The sequence below is a fragment of the Lamprocystis purpurea DSM 4197 genome (assembly GCF_000379525.1).
Taxonomy (GTDB): Bacteria; Pseudomonadota; Gammaproteobacteria; order Chromatiales; family Chromatiaceae; genus Thiodictyon; species Thiodictyon purpureum.
This window is the reverse complement of the sequence record NZ_KB902569.1, coordinates 1-15,798: the sequence shown is the minus strand read 5'-3', so window position 1 is coordinate 15,798 and position 15,798 is coordinate 1. Positions and strand designations below refer to the sequence as shown.

The 15,798-nt window shown below is 66.2% G+C and carries 18 protein-coding genes; 13 read left to right on the top strand and 5 right to left on the bottom strand.

Going from position 1 to position 15,798, the window contains the following annotated elements; translation table 11 throughout:
* Positions 1–275: 275 nt before the first annotated feature.
* Entirely contained in the window at positions 276–401 is a 126-nt protein-coding gene (locus A39O_RS43065) for a type II toxin-antitoxin system RelE/ParE family toxin (protein WP_020508505.1), read from the bottom strand.
* A 1-nt stretch (position 402) separates the two neighbouring features.
* Between A39O_RS43065 and A39O_RS37330 the strand changes: the two genes are divergently transcribed.
* On the top strand, positions 403–786 hold the full coding sequence (locus A39O_RS37330; RefSeq protein ID WP_020508504.1) for a nucleotidyltransferase family protein: 384 nt from the start codon (positions 403–405) through the stop codon (positions 784–786).
* Positions 770–1,252 (top strand): ribonuclease toxin HepT-like protein, encoded by a 483-nt coding sequence (locus A39O_RS0130870; protein ID WP_020508503.1) that lies wholly within the window; start codon positions 770–772, stop codon positions 1,250–1,252. Before A39O_RS37330 ends, A39O_RS0130870 begins: the two co-directional genes overlap by 17 nt.
* On the opposite strand, the gene A39O_RS0130865 is transcribed toward A39O_RS0130870, so the two are convergent.
* The 3 genes from A39O_RS0130865 to A39O_RS0130850 all read right to left on the bottom strand — a co-directional run bounded on the left by A39O_RS0130865 (position 1,249) and on the right by A39O_RS0130850 (position 2,586).
* Entirely contained in the window at positions 1,249–1,557 is a 309-nt protein-coding gene (locus A39O_RS0130865) for an MTH1187 family thiamine-binding protein (RefSeq protein WP_020508502.1), read from the bottom strand. The genes A39O_RS0130870 and A39O_RS0130865 overlap by 4 nt on opposite strands.
* Before the next feature lie 364 nt (positions 1,558–1,921).
* Positions 1,922–2,131, bottom strand: a complete 210-nt coding sequence (locus tag A39O_RS41480) for a hypothetical protein (RefSeq protein ID WP_157640539.1) — start codon at positions 2,129–2,131, stop codon at positions 1,922–1,924.
* 119 nt (positions 2,132–2,250) lie between these two features.
* Complete coding sequence (locus A39O_RS0130850; protein WP_157640538.1) at positions 2,251–2,586, bottom strand: hypothetical protein; 336 nt, start codon at positions 2,584–2,586, stop codon at positions 2,251–2,253.
* Between the two features lie 346 nt (positions 2,587–2,932).
* On the opposite strand from A39O_RS0130850, the gene A39O_RS0130845 reads away from it, so the two are divergent.
* The 11 genes from A39O_RS0130845 (at position 2,933) to A39O_RS0130795 (ending at position 11,038) form a co-directional block, all read left to right on the top strand.
* Positions 2,933–3,901 (top strand): metal ABC transporter solute-binding protein, Zn/Mn family, encoded by a 969-nt coding sequence (locus tag A39O_RS0130845; protein WP_020508498.1) that lies wholly within the window; start codon positions 2,933–2,935, stop codon positions 3,899–3,901.
* The gene (locus A39O_RS0130840; protein WP_020508497.1) at positions 3,898–4,698 is read left to right on the top strand and encodes a metal ABC transporter ATP-binding protein; all 801 of its coding nucleotides are present in this window, start codon (positions 3,898–3,900) and stop codon (positions 4,696–4,698) included. Before A39O_RS0130845 ends, A39O_RS0130840 begins: the two co-directional genes overlap by 4 nt.
* A 2-nt stretch (positions 4,699–4,700) precedes the next feature.
* Positions 4,701–5,606 (top strand): metal ABC transporter permease, encoded by a 906-nt coding sequence (locus A39O_RS0130835; RefSeq protein ID WP_020508496.1) that lies wholly within the window; start codon positions 4,701–4,703, stop codon positions 5,604–5,606.
* Entirely contained in the window at positions 5,603–6,094 is a 492-nt protein-coding gene (locus A39O_RS0130830; RefSeq protein ID WP_020508495.1) for a transcriptional repressor, read from the top strand. The genes A39O_RS0130835 and A39O_RS0130830 overlap by 4 nt, the downstream gene beginning before the upstream one ends.
* Before the next feature lie 290 nt (positions 6,095–6,384).
* Entirely contained in the window at positions 6,385–7,347 is a 963-nt protein-coding gene (pip, locus tag A39O_RS0130825) for a prolyl aminopeptidase (RefSeq protein WP_020508494.1), read from the top strand.
* Positions 7,348–7,359: 12 nt separating this feature from the next.
* On the top strand, positions 7,360–7,797 hold the full coding sequence (gene dtd, locus A39O_RS0130820; RefSeq protein WP_020508493.1) for a D-aminoacyl-tRNA deacylase: 438 nt from the start codon (positions 7,360–7,362) through the stop codon (positions 7,795–7,797).
* A 95-nt stretch (positions 7,798–7,892) separates the two neighbouring features.
* Positions 7,893–8,498 (top strand): imidazoleglycerol-phosphate dehydratase HisB, encoded by a 606-nt coding sequence (gene hisB, locus A39O_RS0130815; protein ID WP_020508492.1) that lies wholly within the window; start codon positions 7,893–7,895, stop codon positions 8,496–8,498.
* Positions 8,499–8,573: 75 nt separating this feature from the next.
* Complete coding sequence (gene hisA / locus A39O_RS0130810; RefSeq protein WP_020508491.1) at positions 8,574–9,332, top strand: 1-(5-phosphoribosyl)-5-[(5-phosphoribosylamino)methylideneamino]imidazole-4-carboxamide isomerase; 759 nt, start codon at positions 8,574–8,576, stop codon at positions 9,330–9,332.
* Positions 9,333–9,347: 15 nt separating this feature from the next.
* Positions 9,348–9,743: a phosphoribosyl-AMP cyclohydrolase gene (hisI, locus tag A39O_RS0130805; protein WP_020508490.1), complete on the top strand. Its 396-nt coding sequence runs from the start codon at positions 9,348–9,350 to the stop codon at positions 9,741–9,743.
* A 125-nt stretch (positions 9,744–9,868) separates the two neighbouring features.
* Positions 9,869–10,444, top strand: coding sequence for a Uma2 family endonuclease (locus A39O_RS0130800; RefSeq protein ID WP_020508489.1), 576 nt, complete (start codon positions 9,869–9,871; stop codon positions 10,442–10,444).
* 33 nt (positions 10,445–10,477) lie between these two features.
* Positions 10,478–11,038 (top strand): Uma2 family endonuclease, encoded by a 561-nt coding sequence (locus A39O_RS0130795; RefSeq protein ID WP_020508488.1) that lies wholly within the window; start codon positions 10,478–10,480, stop codon positions 11,036–11,038.
* Between the two features lie 101 nt (positions 11,039–11,139).
* Here the strand turns inward: A39O_RS0130795 and A39O_RS37325 are convergent, their stop codons facing one another.
* Positions 11,140–15,519: a PAS domain S-box protein gene (locus A39O_RS37325; RefSeq protein ID WP_083925005.1), complete on the bottom strand. Its 4,380-nt coding sequence runs from the start codon at positions 15,517–15,519 to the stop codon at positions 11,140–11,142.
* Positions 15,520–15,798: the final 279 nt, after the last annotated feature.

Here is a 15,798-nt window from a genome sequence, read left to right as displayed (position 1 = left end):
CTGGTTCAGCCCATCCCCGCGACCGGATAGCCCCTCACCGACTGCCACGTCCGGCCAGGCCGCTCGCGCGTCGCCTGCGGGCGCGGCTGTCCGCGGGACAGGGTTGTTGAGAATAATTCTCAAATGGGCGCCCCGGCGACCCGATTTCGCCGATGCTCGCCAGGAAATGCCTGTGCGTCAGCCCACCTGGCGCCGACCCCGGGTTCCGGCGCGTCCGCGAAAAACGCCGCAGCGCAAATGTCTCATGGCGGAAGAATGCGGCCTGCTTGCCGGATTCAACGGAAAATACGGACGGCGTAAGTGCCATAATGGAAGCGGCGCGCGATGACCGCCAGGCCGATCTCCGTCACGCGATAGACCGGGCGATGGGTGTCATCGAAATGATCCAGCAATAACACCATTATGATCAATCCCACCACTGAACCGACCGGTCGCCCCTTCGATTTCAGCAAGCTCAAAGCGCGCTGGAATCTTGAGCGCGCGCAGACCCGGATCGCCTCCGCGCGACTGGAGGCCCACGTCCGTCTGGCCGCGGCCCCGATCCTGCAAGCCTATGGTGTGACTCGGGCCTACCTGTTCGGCTCCATCGCGGAGGGTCGGGTTGGTGCCCAGTCAGACGTGGACTTGCTCGTGTTGGGGGTGTGCGCTGCGGCCTACTGGAACCTGCGCCGCGATCTCGAACAGGCACTGGGGCGACCGTTGGACCTCTTCACTCAGGATGACGACCCGGTGTTCGTCGCGAAGATCATCGCGCGAGGTCAGGTGATCTATGGCCCGCACCCCTGAGCTGTTGTGCGCCGATGTGCGCGATGAATTAGCGAAGATCGCGCGTTTGGAACGTCTGTTCGCCTCAGCGGAGGCCCACCTCGCACTGCCCGCGGAGGCGGTGAGCGACTACGACCGCGGTGCCATCGGCTATCTGCTGCACAATTTCTACAACGGCTGCGAGAACATCTTCCGCGCCATCGCCGCCTTTTTCGAGAACGACCTGGGCGCCGGGACCTGGCACGCCGACCTGCTGCGCCGCATGCGCCTGGAAATCCCCGGCTACCGCCCGGCGGTCATCGACGCGGAGCTGTATCGGTTACTCGATGACTTTCGGGGCTTTCGCCACGTCTTCCGCAATTGTTACTCGTTCGAGCTGGACTGGGAGCGCGAACGGCTGGTCGCCTCGCGGTTCCGGCGTGCCGCGATGCTGTTGCACGTCCAAGTCAACGGTTTTCTGGGGCAGATCGAAGGGCTCACGCCTTAGCTCTGGTCTGCCAGTTTTTCCCTCACGCTGGCGATCTTTTCGGCCATCCGCTGCGGGCGGTCGCTGCGGGTGCCGATCGTGACGCTGGTCGAGATACGCGGCACACCCATGGCGTGCAGGGTCTCATGACAGCGCTTGATCGCGTCCATGACCGCCTCCCATTCGCCCTCCAGATTGGTCCCGTTGGCGTGCAGCTCGTACGTCAGTCCGGTTGCTGCCAGGACGCGCTCGCACGCCGCAACATAGCCTGACAGCGAGGTGCCGGTGCCGATGGGGATGACCGTGAATTGTGCGATGACGTTCATTGTGTGATAACGGCTCTCACTGGGATCAAAGTGCTTAGCGCTTGTCTTGGTGTTCGGCGAGCGGTGCGGCGGTGGCCTCTTGCTCGGGGACTGACTGGCCCGCAATCGCTGATCGGAGCGCGCGCACCTGTAGCACGCCCGCGTTGTTGGTGGCCCTGCCATAGGATGACTCTGCCTGATCGAGTACGGCGAGGGCCTCTTCCTGACGCCCGTCCAAGGCTAGCACCTGCGCTAACAATTCGCCAATCGCTCCGATGGCGTCAGGGTGATCGCGCTTGAGTTCGTTGGCAATCCCACTGGAAAACGTGCAACGCCTCGTCCAACTCGCCATGGTGGCGCAGAATGTCAGCGATCTTGCTCTGGGTCATCGCCTTCTCGCGGGCATCGCCCAATCGTTCATAGACCGGAAGATCTCCCTGTGTGCGAATGCGCAGTGCTTCGTCCAACGCGGGGCATAGCGCAGCAGTTTGATCAGGCGCTGGAGATCGTCCTGGTGTTCCGGCAGCAGATCCTCGGCAGCGAGGTGCCGCTGGTCGTCGAACTGGAATGGATCGACCGCGGGCAGGGTGGTCATAACCCGCTCTTGCCTGGGCCTGGGCGTCTGGCCTTCGTGTGCTTGGCCGGTGCTGAAGTCAGTGTGCGCCACGTTTGCTGATAGCCTTCCAGTCGTCGCACGACCGGGTGGGTGGCGCGTCAGGAGCCGTCGTTGTAGTGGAGCAGCGCCAGGCGCCAGAGCAGATTGCGGGCGCGCTCGTCGTTGCCCACGTGCGCGCCTTTGCTGGCATCCACCTTCGCGAGCAGTGTGTAATCGTCGGGTTGCAGCCAGTAGCGAAAATCGGCGGCCAGCTTGTCGATGGCGCTCTCGACCGTCGGGGCCTCGATATGTTCGGATTCGGTCAGGTCGCACGCCATGCGCAACAGCCGCAGCAGCTCGCGCGGGTGGCCGCCGCTGTACTCGATCAGCCGATCGATCAGGACGGGGTTGGCGAAGGTCGCGGGGTCGATCCGCTTGGCCAGTAACTCGCGCATCGTCTGCCAGCCCACTTCATGGCGTTCGCCGTCGCGCTGCTGGAGCTTGATGATTGAGTTTTTGCAGCACTTCCAGCGGGTGGCGGGGCGGACTGTAAGGCATCGCGGATCTCCTGTACGGAACAAGCGCTGTCGATCGTCCCGGCAAAGCGTAACCTCGATCCGTGCCGAGTGCGCCGGTCCGCGTCGGATCAAGCGGCGAGGCGGCCGCTGGTGTCCGGAAAGGCCGCGCGTTCGGCCTTGCGGTCGGCACGTTATAAGATATCATGTCGTCCTGCCTGCCGGTCTTCCGGTGCCTATATCCTACTGAGTTTTCATGTTCCTCGCTCCCCGCTCTCTGGTTTCGATGATGGCCGTAAGGGCTGGCTCGGCCGCCTTGGCCGTGCTCTTGATGGTTGTGGCGATCGGCGTGTCCCGACCTGCCGGGGCCGCCGATCCGGGCGACCGGCCGCTGTCGGTCTTCACCACCGTGGTGCCGCTGGCGACCTTCGTGGAGCGGATCGGCGGCGATCAGGTGCAGGTACAGGCCATGGTGCGGTCCGGCCAGAACCCCCATGCCTATGAGCCGAGCCCGCGTCAGGTGGCCGCGTTGGCGGACGCGGATCTCTATGTGCGGGTCGGGATGTCGTTGGAAGACGCCTGGCTTCCGCGCATTCGGGCGACGAACGCGCGGATGCGGGTGCTGGATGCCCGCGACAACATCCGGTTGCGGCCGCGGGACGCGGCGCAAGTGATCGATGACGCGCGGGGCCGGGCCGACCATGCGCATGACGACGGGACACCGAACCAGGATCACGCGCCAACCCACGCGGATCACGACCACGAGGCCATGGACAACCATGTGTGGACCAGTCCGCCCCTGGTGAAGTCCATGGGGGCGGGTATTCGCGATGCCCTGATCGCGCTGCGGCCTGACCAGGCGGATGCCTTCCGGGCGAACTATGACCGTTTCGCAGCCGATCTGGACGCCCTGGATGCCGAGATCCGGGCCCGCCTGGCCCCGGTCAAAGAGCGCCGATTCATGGTGTTCCATCCGGCCTGGGGCTATTTCGCGGAGACCTACGGGCTCACCCAGATATCGGTGGAATACGAGGGCAAGGAGCCCGGTGCGCGCGCCCTGGCGGGGCTGATCGATGCGGCGCGCGCCAACGCGGTGGCGGTGGTGCTGGTTCAACCGCAGTTCAGCCCGCGCGCGGCCGAGCAGATCGCGGCGGCCATCGGCGGTCGGGTGGAGTCCGTGGACCCGCTTGCCGCGGACTATTTCGCGACGCTGCGGCGGCTCACTGACCTGATTGCCGGGCCGGCGGCGCCATGAGTCCGACCTTGATTCAGGCGCCCAGTCAGGCGCCAAGTCCATCGCTGAGTCAGGCGGGGATCGGGACGGGGAGCCAGCCGGTCATCGCCGTCGAGAATCTCGGCTTTTCCTATGGCGATAATCCGGTGTTGGTCGGCGTCGATCTGACGATCGCGGCGGGCGAGTTCCTGGGGCTGGTGGGGCCGAACGCCGGCGGCAAGAGCACCTTGCTCAAACTCATGCTGGGGTTGCTGGCACCGCAGACCGGGCGCATCCAGGTGCTCGGCATGCCGCCGCGCGCCGCGCGACGGTATCTGGGCTATGTGCCTCAGTACCCGACCTTCCCGCGTGATTTTCCGATCTCGGTGGAGCAGGTGGTGTTGATGGGCCGCCTGGGGCTGGGGCCGCCGCTGGGCTGGTACCGCCCGGCGGATCGCGCGGCGGTGCGGACGGCGCTGGCGGAAGTGGAGGCCCTGGATCTCGCGGCCCGACGCATCGGGACCCTGTCCGGTGGTCAGTTGCAGCGGGTGCTGCTGGCCCGCGCCCTGGTGGGGGAGCCGCGGATATTGATCCTCGATGAACCCACGGCCAACATCGATCAGCGGGTGGAGGGCGATATTTTTGAGTTGCTCGCGCGCCTGAACGCGCGCCTGACCATTCTGGTGGTTTCTCACGACATCGCCTTCATCTCCGGCTTTGTGCATCGCGTGGCCTGCCTCAACCGCACCTTGATCTGCCATCGCACCGATGCGGTCGATGGGGACCTGCTCCATCGTCTCTACCACGCGGACGTGCGCGCCGTGGCGCATGGGCATTGATCATGAATGAGTTCCTGACGGCACTGACCGACCATGCCTTCCTGCGGACCGCGCTGCTCGCGGGTCTGCTGGCCAGTATCGGCTGCGGGGTCATCGGCACCTATGTGGTGGTCAAGCGCATCGCCTTCCTGGCCGGGGGCATCGCGCACTCGGTGCTCGGCGGCATGGGTGCCGCGCTCTACTTCGGCTTCGATCCGCTGCTGGGGGCCTTGATCGCGGCCCTGGTATCGGCCCTGATCATCGGCGGCGTGCGGCTCGCCTGGCGCGCGCAGGAGGATACCCTGGTCGGCGCCCTCTGGGCGATCGGGATGGCGGTGGGTATCCTCTTTATTGCCAAGACGCCGGGTTACAGTACGGATCTGATGAGCTACTTGTTCGGTAACATTCTGCTGGTCCGGCAACGGGATCTATGGCTGATGGCCGGGCTGGACCTGGCGCTGGTGCTGACCGTGGCGCTCTTCTATCGGCAGTTCCTGGCCGTGAGCTTCGACGAGGAGTTCGCCCGCCTGCGCGGGGTGCCGGTGACCTTTTTCTACCTGTTGCTGCTGTGTCTGGTAGCGGTGACCGTGGTGTTGCTGATCCAGGTGGTGGGTCTGATTCTGGTCATCGCGCTGCTGACCCTGCCGGCCGCGGTGGCGGGTCATTATGTGCATTCACTGGGGGGCATGATGGTGATCGCGACCTTGCTCGGGATCGGCTTCACCTCCGGCGGGCTGGCCCTGTCCTATGGGCCGGATTTGCCCGCCGGGCCGACGATCATCCTCCTGGCCGGGGCCGTCTATGTGATCTCCGCCGTGCTGAGCGGGTTGCTGACCCGGCGGCGCGCGCAACGTCTGGCCCAGCGGCCCGGTCCCGCGGCAGTGACTGCCGGGCGCGGCACCCTCGGTCCGGCGGGGCCAAGCGCATGACCGCGCCGCGTGCGCAGATCGCTCGCGCCGAGGTGCTGTGCCGGGAACGCGGCGTGCGCCTCACGGATCAGCGGCGGCGGGTGCTGGAGATCCTATGTGCGGCCGGTCGGCCGGTCGGCGCCTACGAGATCATGGATGCCATGCGCGAGGGTCCGCGGGTGGTCGCCCCGCCGACGGTTTACCGCGCCCTGGAGTTCCTGCTGGAACAGGGTCTGATCCATAAGATCGAGAGTCTGCACGCCTTTGTCGGGTGCGACCACCCGGAACACCCGCACTCCAGCGAGTTTCTGATCTGTCTGGAGTGCGGCGGAGTGGCCGAGCTTAAGGACGACGCCGTTGAGCGCAGCCTGGAGAGCGTCACGCGCGAGAGCGGTTTTCGGCCCAGGCGGCGGGTGGTCGAGGTGATGGGGACCTGCGCGCAGTGCGCGCACAAGGAGGAGTGTGCACGTAAGGAGGAGGCGGATCGCTCCCCTGGGCCGGTCGACTAGCCCCGGCGTGCTCGCGAAACCTGTCATGGTCAGGCGATAGACATTTATCTAATAAGTAAAAAACCCCCGTCGCATCCCGCGGCGGGGGTGTCGCCGTGCTTGGTCTGGTAAGGAGTGTGCGTGACCACGGGTGCGCGGTCGATCCGTCCCTGGCTTACCGGATGGCGACAGTATGAGTATGGCCGATCGGGCGGCCTGGAGTTGTCGGCAATCCCCTTCGCGTACTGTAGGAATTGTCCGATACGGGGGACCGATTGCCGTTCTGCCCTTCGCCCTCTATCCTGGCGGTCATGAAACAGACACAGCATGATCTCTATCCACCGCTGACGCCCTATGCCACCTATGAGCTGCCGGTCGGTGACGGCCATCGGCTCTATCTGGAGGAGTGCGGGCGCCCCGACGGCATCCCCGCGGTCTTCCTGCACGGCGGTCCGGGCGCCGGCTGCGAGGCCGCGCATCGGCGCTTTTTCGATCCGCGTCGCTACCGCATCATCCTGTTCGATCAGCGGGGGTGCGGTCGGTCCACCCCGCACGCGTCGCTCGCCGCGAACACCACCTGGGATCTGGTGGCGGATCTCGAGCGCATTCGCGAGCGGCTCGGGGTGGAGCGTTGGCTGGTCTTCGGCGGCTCCTGGGGCTCGACCCTGGCGCTGGCCTATGCCGAGACCCATCCGGACCGGGTGCTGGCGCTGGTGGTGCGCGGGATCTTTCTGTGTCGACCCTTTGAGATCCGCTGGTTCTATCAGGAAGGCGCCAGTTGGGTGTTTCCCGACTACTGGGAGGACTTCCTGGCGCCGATTCCGGCGTTGGAGCGTTCCGACCTGCTGGCCGCTTATCACCGGCGTCTCACCGGCGCCGACGAGGTGACGCGCATGGCGGCGGCCAAGGCCTGGTCGATCTGGGAGGGCCGGACCGCGACCCTGCTGGCCAACGCCAATATCCAGGCCCATTTCGCCGAACCGCATCTGGCGCTGAGTCTGGCGCGCATCGAGTCGCATTATTTCGTGAACAACGCCTTCCTGGAGCCCGATCAACTGATTGCGAATGCCGGCCGGCTCGCCGCGATTCCTGGGGCGATCGTCCAGGGGCGCTATGACTTGATCTGTCCGCTGCGTTCCGCCTGGGACCTGCATCAGGCCTGGCCGGAGGCCGCGTTCAAAGTGATCACGGATGCCGGTCACTCGGCCTTCGAACCAGGCATCCGGGCGGCCCTGGTGGAGGCCACGGATCATTTCGCCCAAGTGCTGGGGTGAGCGGAGCAGCGGATGATCGGACTCTTGCAGCGGGTCACGCGGGCGCGAGTCGAGGTGGCTGGAGAGACCCTGGGTGCCATCGGCCTCGGGCTCCTGGTCCTGGTCGCCGTGCAGCCGGAGGATACCCCCGTGCGGGCCGAGCGGCTGTTGGAGCGTTTGCTCGGCTACCGGGTCTTTCCGGATGACAACGGCCGGATGAACCGCAGCCTGCGCGACATCGGCGGCGGGCTGCTGCTGGTGCCGCAATTCACGCTGGCCGCCGACACCCGCAAGGGCACCCGTGCCGGCTTCACCACGGCCGCGGCGCCGGCGCAGGGTGAGCGCCTGTTCGACCATCTGGTCGCCAGCGCCTGTCGTGCCCATCCGACGGTCGCCACCGGCCGCTTCGGGGCCGACATGCAGGTCAGCCTGGTCAACGACGGACCTGTGACTTTTTGGCTGGAGGCTTGAGGCCGAGCCGTTCAGGCTGCTAGGGCCGCATCCGCCGCCTGTGGTTAAATAGCGGCCTTACGCGCCCCGCGGCGCCCAGGCCGAGCCTTGCCGTCATGACCACCGAGACCAGCCACCGCACTGCGCGCGTCGAGCGCAACACCCTGGAGACCCAGATCCGGGTCGCCTTGGACCTGGACGGCAGCGGACGCTCCAGCCTGCAGACCGGTCTGCCCTTCCTGGAACACATGCTCGATCAGGTGGCGCGCCACGGCCTGATCGATCTGGACATTGTCGCGACCGGCGACCTGCACATCGATGCCCACCATACCGCCGAGGATATCGGCATCACGGTGGGTCAGGCCCTGGCTCAGGCCCTGGGGGACAAGAAAGGCATCCGCCGCTATGGCCATGCCTATGTGCCGCTCGATGAAGCGCTGTCGCGCGTCGTGATCGACCTGTCCGGGCGGCCGGGTCTGACCTTCCACTGCGACTTCACACGCGCCATGATCGGCGCCTTCGACGTGGATCTCTTCCATGAGTTCTTCCAGGGTCTGGTCAATCATGCGGGTCTGACCCTGCACCTCGACAACCTGCGCGGCGACAATGCGCATCACCAGGCGGAGACCCTCTTCAAGGCCTTCGGGCGGGCGCTGCGCATGGCGGTGGAGCCGGACCCCCGCATGGCCGGGATCCTGCCTTCGACCAAGGGCGCCTTGTGACTCCCCTTGTGGTCTCCCGTATGACCCCTTTGTAACCCGATTCGCCTTTCGCCCCGCTCTCCAGGGAGATTCCCCGTGCTGTTGATCCCCGCCATTGACTTGAAGGACGGCCGCTGTGTGCGGCTGCGCCAGGGCCGTATGGATGACGAAACCATCTTCTCCGACGATCCGGTGGAGCAGGCCGCGCGCTGGGTGGGGGAGGGCGCCCGGCGGCTGCATCTGGTGGATCTCAACGGCGCCTTCGCCGGTGAGCCGGTCAACGGGGCGGCCATCCGCGCCATCGCCGCGCGCTTTCCCGACCTGCCGATCCAGGTCGGCGGCGGCATCCGCGACGAGGCGACCATCGCCGCCTATCTCGCGGCCGGGGTGAGCTACTGCATCCTGGGGACCCAGGCGGTGCAGGAGCCGGCCTTCGTCGCCCGCGCCTGCCGCGCCTTTCCGGGGCGGATCATCGTCGGCCTGGACGCCAAAGACGGTCAGGTCGCCATCAAAGGCTGGGCCGAACTCACCGAACATCGGGTGGAGACCTTGTCGAAACGCTTCGAGGGCGACGGCGTCTCGGCTATCGTGTACACCGATATCGGCCGCGACGGCATGATGACCGGCCCCAACATCCCGGCCACCCTCGCGCTGGCCGCGGCGGTCGCCATTCCCATCATCGCCTCCGGCGGCATCACCAACAGCGACGACATCCGCGCGCTGGCCGCGGTCGCCGGCCGCGGCACCGAGCGCGGCATCGTCGCCGCCATCACCGGCCGCGCCATCTACGAGGGCACCCTGGACTTCGCCGCCGGGCAGCGCCTGGCGGATGAGATCGCGGCCGCCAACCCCTGAAACGGACAGACACCAATGAACGAAGACTGGCTCAACGCCATCAAATGGGATGCCGACGGACTGGTACCCGCCATCGCCCAGGAGACCGGCACCGGCACCATCCTGATGATGGCCTGGATGAATCGCGAATCACTGACCCTGACTCGCGAGACCGGCCACGCCGTCTATTGGTCGCGCTCACGCAAGCGCCTGTGGCACAAGGGCGAAGAATCCGGTCATCAGCAGGTGGTGCACGGCATCCGCATCGACTGCGACGCCGACGTGGTGTTGCTCGAGGTCGAGCAGCGCGGCGGCATCGCCTGCCATACCGGCCGGCACAACTGCTTTTATCGCCAACTCGACGGTGACGGCGCCTGGGCCGAGATCGCACCGGTGCTCAAAGACCCCAACGCCATCTACGGCAAGACCTGAGCAGCACAGCAATCGCGTTAAAGCCTTCGGACCCGATATCCGGACAGACCCTTGTGTAGGGGCGGGTTTGAAACCCGCCCCTACATCCGATTATCACGTTCGACGGCGATACATGGTGAAGTCCGATGAGCGCCACCGCAGAGATCAGAGCCCGGGTTCATCGTCTGACGGTCGATGACTACCGCCGCATGGGTGCGCTCGGCATCCTCGGTCCCGAGTTGCGCACCGAGTTGATTGATGGGGAGATCATGGAGATGCCGCCGATTGGTCATCCACACGCCGGGACCGTCAAGTTCATTGCCAATCGTTTGAAGGAAGCGGTCGGCGCCGCCGCGATCGTGGCCGTGCAAGACCCGGTGTGGCTCGATGACCACTCCGAACCCTTGCCCGATATCGCCTTGCTGCGTCCGCGTGACGACTACTACCGCACCGGTCACCCCGGCCCCGCGGACGTGCTGCTGCTGATCGAGGTCGCCGACAGCAGTCTGCACTATGACCGCGAGGTGAAGCTCCCGCGCTACGCCCGCGCCGGCATCCCGGAGGTCTGGTTGGTGGATCTGGGTGGCCGGCGCCTGACGGTCCATCGCCGACCGGCGCCGCACGGCTACGCCGATGAGACCAGTCCCGACAATCTTGGCCTGCTGCCCGTGCCCGTGCCCGTCGGCGTGCCGGCGATGGTCGACCTGACCAGTCTCTTTTAATGCCGGTCGACGCGCTTTTACGCGTGGAACACGATGAACAGGATCGCCCACCAACTCGCCCGCGTCCACCGCCTCTCGGTCGCGGATTACCGTCGCATGGGAGAACTCGGCATCCTCGCCGCTGACCTGCGCACCGAGTTGATCGATGGGGAGATTATCGAGCTGCCGCCGATCGGTCAGCCCTATGCCGGCAGCGCCGCGTTGATCGCCGACCGCTTGCGGGAGGCCGTCGAGCGGTCCGCTGTCGTGGCCTTGCATGAGCCCATCGGGCTCGATGACCACTGCGAACCCCGGCCCGACATCGCCCTGCTGCGTCCCGGCATCGACGGCGCGCGTGCCGAACGGGCCGACGTGCTGCTGCTGATCGAGGTTGCCGACGGCAGCCTGCGCTACGACCGCGAGGTCAAGTTTCCGCGCTATGCCCGCGCCGGCATCCCCGAGGCCTGGCTAGTGGACTTGGGCGGCCGGCGGCTGACCATCCACCGTCGACCGGGGCCGCACGGCTATGCCGACGTCATGACCCCGAGCGGCCTGGGCGCGGTTCCGCTGCCGCTGGCCGGTTTGCAGACCGCCGACCTGTCCGGGCTCTTTTGAGGCTGGGGGCGCTCAGTGGGCGCCGCGTCCGCGAGCGGTGCGTATCGACCTTGCAGCTTGTCGCCGCGGCCGGCCGGAACGATGATCAAGGCCGTTTCAGCTTACCCCAGGTCTGTCCGATCATCGGTCAGCGCTTGGCGCAACTGCCCCACCAGTTGTTCGACGCTGTCGGCGAGCTCCAGCACAAGAGCGGCCGCCGTGGAGTCGCGTTGACGCAGGACCGCCATCGCCGACTCCGCCAGGTCACGCACTCGGGTCGCCCCGATCGTGCCCGCCACACCCTTGAGGTCATGGGCTAGTTCTCGCGCTGTCTCGGTGTCCGCGGTCGCGACGCACCGGCGCAGCCTTTGAGGGTTGTCCGCGCGGTGTGTGATGAAGATCGTCAGCAGCCTGGCATAGAAAGCCAGCCGATTGCGCGCGGACAAGAGTCCGCGTGTCACGTCAAGTCCATCGATTGCGCTCAGGCGTCGATACAGATCCTCGCTGGAGGCGCTTGGCGCCGTCGCTCGCGTGTCTGGGACGCTGTGATCGCGTGGCGGCAGCCACTTCATGAGCAGCGCGTAGAGCCGATCCGGTTCGACCGGCTTGGTGACGAAGTCGTCCATGCCGGCGGCCAGACAGCGCTGACGGTCCTCGTCGAAAGCATTCGCCGTCATCGCAAAGATGGGTGGGTGCTTGCGACCCAACGCGGCGCGAATCGCGCGCGTCGCCTCGATCCCATCGAGTTCGGGCATCTGCATGTCCATCAGGATGAGGTCATAGTCGTTCGCGCGCGCCTTCTCGACGGCATCGCGGCCATCGCCGGCGATGTCGACGTTCAGGCCGACCGCGTGCAGGATATCGACCGCCACCTCTTGGTTGATGAGGTTGTCTTCCGCCAGGAGGATGCGTGCGCCGGCTCGGCTGCCGGCCAGCTCGGCGGCGACGGTGCGAGCCGGCAGGGCCGTCGATTCCAGTGCAGGGAGTTGCCCACGCCTCAGTTGTGCCGAAAACCAGAAGCGGCTGCCTTGGCCCGGCACGCTCACGGCGCCGGCGTCGCCACCCATGAGGCGCGCGAGACGGCGGGTGATCGCCAGACCGAGCCCGGTTCCGCCATATCGGCGCGAGGTGGACTCGTCGGCCTGCTGGAACGCCTCGAACAGCCGCGCCAACAGCGCAGGCGCGATCCCGATCCCGGTATCCTCGACCTCGAAGCGCACCAAGAGTCCAGCCTGATCTTCGTGCTCCACATCCGCCCGCAAGACAACCTGGCCGCGCTCGGTGAACTTGACGGCGTTGGCCGCGAAATTCAGCAAGGCCTGACGCAGGCGTGTCGGATCGCCCCGCAGCCAGAGGGGGACGGCACTCGATTCGACATCGACCTGCAATCCCTTGCTCGCGGCCGATTCGGCGATCAGTAAGCGGCTGTGTTCCAGGATCTCGTCCAACCGAAAGTCCGTCTCCTCGATCTGCATGCGGCCGGCCTCGATCTTGGACAGGTCGAGGATGTCGTTGATGACGGCCAGCAGATGGTGCGCCGCCGTATCGATCTTGCCCAAGCGCTCGTGCTGTGCATCGGTCATGGTCGAGCGTTGCAGCAGGTGGCTCAGCCCGATGATGGCGTTCATCGGGGTGCGGATCTCATGGCTCATGTTGGCCAGGAAAACGCTCTTGGCCCGATTGGCCGCGTCGGCCTCCTCCTTGGCCGCAGCAAGCTGGATCTCGGCGCGGCGGCGGGTATAAATCCGCCAAAGGTCGTTGCCAATGAGTTGGAGCTCGCGTACATCCGTGTCGTCGTAGTCCGTGGGCTTGTTGCCGACCCCGATGAGGATGCGCACCAGCCCATCGTCGATCACGGGGACCCCGATGTGGCGAACGAGATGCGCGTGGCCCGCGGGGTAACCGCGGCGCTCCTCCAGGTGCTGGTAGTCGTTGTGCACGACCGGTCGCCTGAAGCGGACGCTATCCGCCCAAACACCGGCGTCGCTGATGGGATAGTGTTCCACGTGGTCGGCTTGGCAGGTGGCCAGGGTGGCGCTCGACCAGGTCGCCAAGCGGATGGACTCCTGGTCGTTGCCGACGAAATGAAGATAGCCGATCTCGCTCTGAGTGAGCCGCACCGCCTCGTCGATCCCATACTGCAGAAGGCTCTGCTCATCCAGCGTATTGGCCACTTGGCTCATGTCGAACATGGCACTCAGACGCTGGTCGCTCGTGGACAGGGCTTGGTTGGCCTGCTCCAGCTCCGCGGTACGCTCCCTGACCAGCGTCTCCAACTGCGCGCGGTGCTCCTCCAGCGCGGCCTCCGCCAGCTTGCGGGCGGTGATGTCGTGATGCAGACAGAACAGCAAGCGTTGGCCCGCCCATTCCACACAGTTCACGCGCACTTCAACGTCGTACTCGGTGCCGTTCTTGCGGCGGTGACGGGTTTCAACGATGACATGTCCAAAATCGAAGGCTCGCAACGCTTCCACGAGCACTTCGCGGGGAATCCCTACGTCCCAATCCCACAGGTGCATTTCCTTCAGCTCGTCCAGCGAGTAGCCCAGCATCTCGGCAAAGGCCGGATTGGCCTCCGCCACGGAGCCGTCGTCACGCAGCAGAACAACCCCCTCCTTGGACTGCTCGAACAGGATGCGGCGCCGGTCCGCCTCATCCCGCAGCGCCCGCTGGGCTTCGAGTCGCTCGATGGCGGACGCCACGGCGCTCAGGGTGTTCAGCAGACGCGGTGCCTCCGGCCGCCGGCGCGTATCGGCGAGCAGCAGCACGCCGAGCACCCGCTCGCCAAGCGTCAGCGGCACGCTGAGCAAGGTGACCAGGCCCAACGGCTGCAAGGGCAGAGGGAGCGAATCGGCGGGAAGGGGCTCATCCGGCTCCACCCATGCCTGTCCGTCCGCGGCGACCAGTCCGGACAGATCCGCCGCGAACGGCACCCGCAGGCCCGGATGCACGTCCGGTATGCCGACGCTGCCGGCGAAGACCAGCTCGCCGCGATCCGAATCCAGGAGCGCGATCGCCGCCATGGGGAAACTCAGCCGGGCCGCCACCAGGTGCGGAAGTTCTTGACGGAAGAGAACCAGAGATTCGCAGGCGCCGGCGAGTTGGGCCGCGGCGCTCACCGTCTCGCGCGCCATCTCGGCGTGGACGCGTTCGGTGATGTCGGCATAGGTCACAACCACGCCGCCGGCAGGCGGCGGCAGCGCGGCGGCAGTCACCGCGAGCCAGGTCAGGCTCCCATCGGCCTGGGGGATACCCAGCTCTGCCCGATGCAAGGCAGTCCTGTTGCGGAGCGCCCGCACACCCGGAACCTCGGCCGTCGGCATGCACGTGCCATCGCGTCGCAGGAGGTTCCACGCCGGGCTGTCCAGAGAGCGGCACAGATGCGCCTCATGGGCAATGCCGACCAGGGTGTCAGCCGTTTGGTTGATCTCCAGAATTTGTCCCTGATTGTCGGTCACCGTGATCCCGAGCGGGAAGCTCTCGAACAGCGTTTGATACTTGGCGAGCGTCAGATCGCGGGCCTGCTCGGCGCGCCGGCGCTCGGTGATATCGATGTTGAACCCGAAGATGCCTTGAATCTGCTCTCCCACGCGGATCGGGGCAACGATGTTCTCGAAGATGCGCTCTTCCCCCTGCACGACATAGTGGACCTCGTCGTCCACCACCTCGCCGGCCAGCGCGCGGGCATTGTTGCTCACCCACAGGGCCAGATCGTCCGCATCCACGGTCTCGTCCTGCGGACATTTGCCGAGAAGACTGCCCCAATGCCGGACCAATACAGCGTTCTCCATGAAACAGCGGCCCTCCAGATCGCGCGCCCAGAATTCGAACGGAACGTTATCGATCACCGCCCGCAGCATGGATTCCCGCTCCCGGAGGGCGGCGGCGGCGGCCAGGACCTCGGCGGTGCGTTCTTCGACCTTGCGCTCGAGCTGGGTGTTGAGCTCGCGCACCTCGTCCTCGATGTGCTTACGCTCGGTAATGTCCTCGGCCATGCCGTTGATACCGATGACCTCACCGGTCGCGCTCCGCAGGGGATAGTATTGCGCCCGCCAGAAACGTCGGCCGCCGGGGCGGGCCGCGGTTTCTTCGCTAACCTCCAGGTTGAGCATCGGGACACCGGTGGCCATGATCTGGCGGAACAGCGGCTCGATGCCGTCCGCGAGGTCCGGCAGCAGCTCGCGCACGCTGTGACCGAGGTGCGCCTCCACCGGGATCCCGTTCATCTCCGCCAGCCGACCGTTGATGCGCAGATAGCGCAGCTCGGTATCCAGCACGAAGAGACCTACGGGTGCCGCGTCGTAGAAGGACTGGATTTCCAACAACTGCTGCTGGACCAGCGCCTCGCTCCCGCGCAGCCGCTCCTCGACCCGCCGGCGCTCGCCGATCTCCAGCCGCAGCGCGGCGGTGCGCTCCGCGACCCGCTGCTCCAGTCCCGCATTGAGCGACTGGATCGCCCGCTCCGCCCGCTGCCGTGCCGCCAACTCTATAGTGGACCCCATGTCCAGGACAGTTTTCCCCCGAATTTAAGTTGTCGTGCCGACGTTCATCGCAGCGGTTTGGCGCTGCCCCAGCCACCGCGGAGCGGTCGTTAAGACGGCATCCGCGCAGCGATTAAGAAAAGATCTGTTGCTGTTGCGCCGCAGGCGTTCTCAGCCAGCTCCGGCGGCCGTGCGGCGCAGTGTGGGCAAAGGGTGAATGAGTGTGGGCAAGGTGGGGGCAACGCGCCCACGGCGCGTTGTCCCCGGCTTGTCCACACGGTCGCTACTGCGACATTCACG

Bases quoted from the DNA above. Each gene is read 5' to 3' on its own strand.
- A39O_RS43065 (WP_020508505.1), bottom strand. From the start codon at position 401: ATGGTGTTATTGCTGGATCATTTCGATGACACCCATCGCCCGGTCTAT.
- A39O_RS37330 (WP_020508504.1), top strand. From the start codon at position 403: ATGATCAATCCCACCACTGAACCGACCGGTCGCCCCTTCGATTTCAGC.
- A39O_RS0130870 (WP_020508503.1), top strand. From the start codon at position 770: ATGGCCCGCACCCCTGAGCTGTTGTGCGCCGATGTGCGCGATGAATTA.
- A39O_RS0130865 (WP_020508502.1), bottom strand. From the start codon at position 1,557: ATGAACGTCATCGCACAATTCACGGTCATCCCCATCGGCACCGGCACC.
- A39O_RS41480 (WP_157640539.1), bottom strand. From the start codon at position 2,131: ATGACCACCCTGCCCGCGGTCGATCCATTCCAGTTCGACGACCAGCGG.
- A39O_RS0130850 (WP_157640538.1), bottom strand. From the start codon at position 2,586: ATGCGCGAGTTACTGGCCAAGCGGATCGACCCCGCGACCTTCGCCAAC.
- A39O_RS0130845 (WP_020508498.1), top strand. From the start codon at position 2,933: ATGATGGCCGTAAGGGCTGGCTCGGCCGCCTTGGCCGTGCTCTTGATG.
- A39O_RS0130840 (WP_020508497.1), top strand. From the start codon at position 3,898: ATGAGTCCGACCTTGATTCAGGCGCCCAGTCAGGCGCCAAGTCCATCG.
- A39O_RS0130835 (WP_020508496.1), top strand. From the start codon at position 4,701: ATGAATGAGTTCCTGACGGCACTGACCGACCATGCCTTCCTGCGGACC.
- A39O_RS0130830 (WP_020508495.1), top strand. From the start codon at position 5,603: ATGACCGCGCCGCGTGCGCAGATCGCTCGCGCCGAGGTGCTGTGCCGG.
- pip (WP_020508494.1), top strand. From the start codon at position 6,385: ATGAAACAGACACAGCATGATCTCTATCCACCGCTGACGCCCTATGCC.
- dtd (WP_020508493.1), top strand. From the start codon at position 7,360: ATGATCGGACTCTTGCAGCGGGTCACGCGGGCGCGAGTCGAGGTGGCT.
- hisB (WP_020508492.1), top strand. From the start codon at position 7,893: ATGACCACCGAGACCAGCCACCGCACTGCGCGCGTCGAGCGCAACACC.
- hisI (WP_020508490.1), top strand. From the start codon at position 9,348: ATGAACGAAGACTGGCTCAACGCCATCAAATGGGATGCCGACGGACTG.
- A39O_RS0130800 (WP_020508489.1), top strand. From the start codon at position 9,869: ATGAGCGCCACCGCAGAGATCAGAGCCCGGGTTCATCGTCTGACGGTC.
- A39O_RS0130795 (WP_020508488.1), top strand. From the start codon at position 10,478: ATGAACAGGATCGCCCACCAACTCGCCCGCGTCCACCGCCTCTCGGTC.
- A39O_RS37325 (WP_083925005.1), bottom strand. From the start codon at position 15,519: ATGGGGTCCACTATAGAGTTGGCGGCACGGCAGCGGGCGGAGCGGGCG.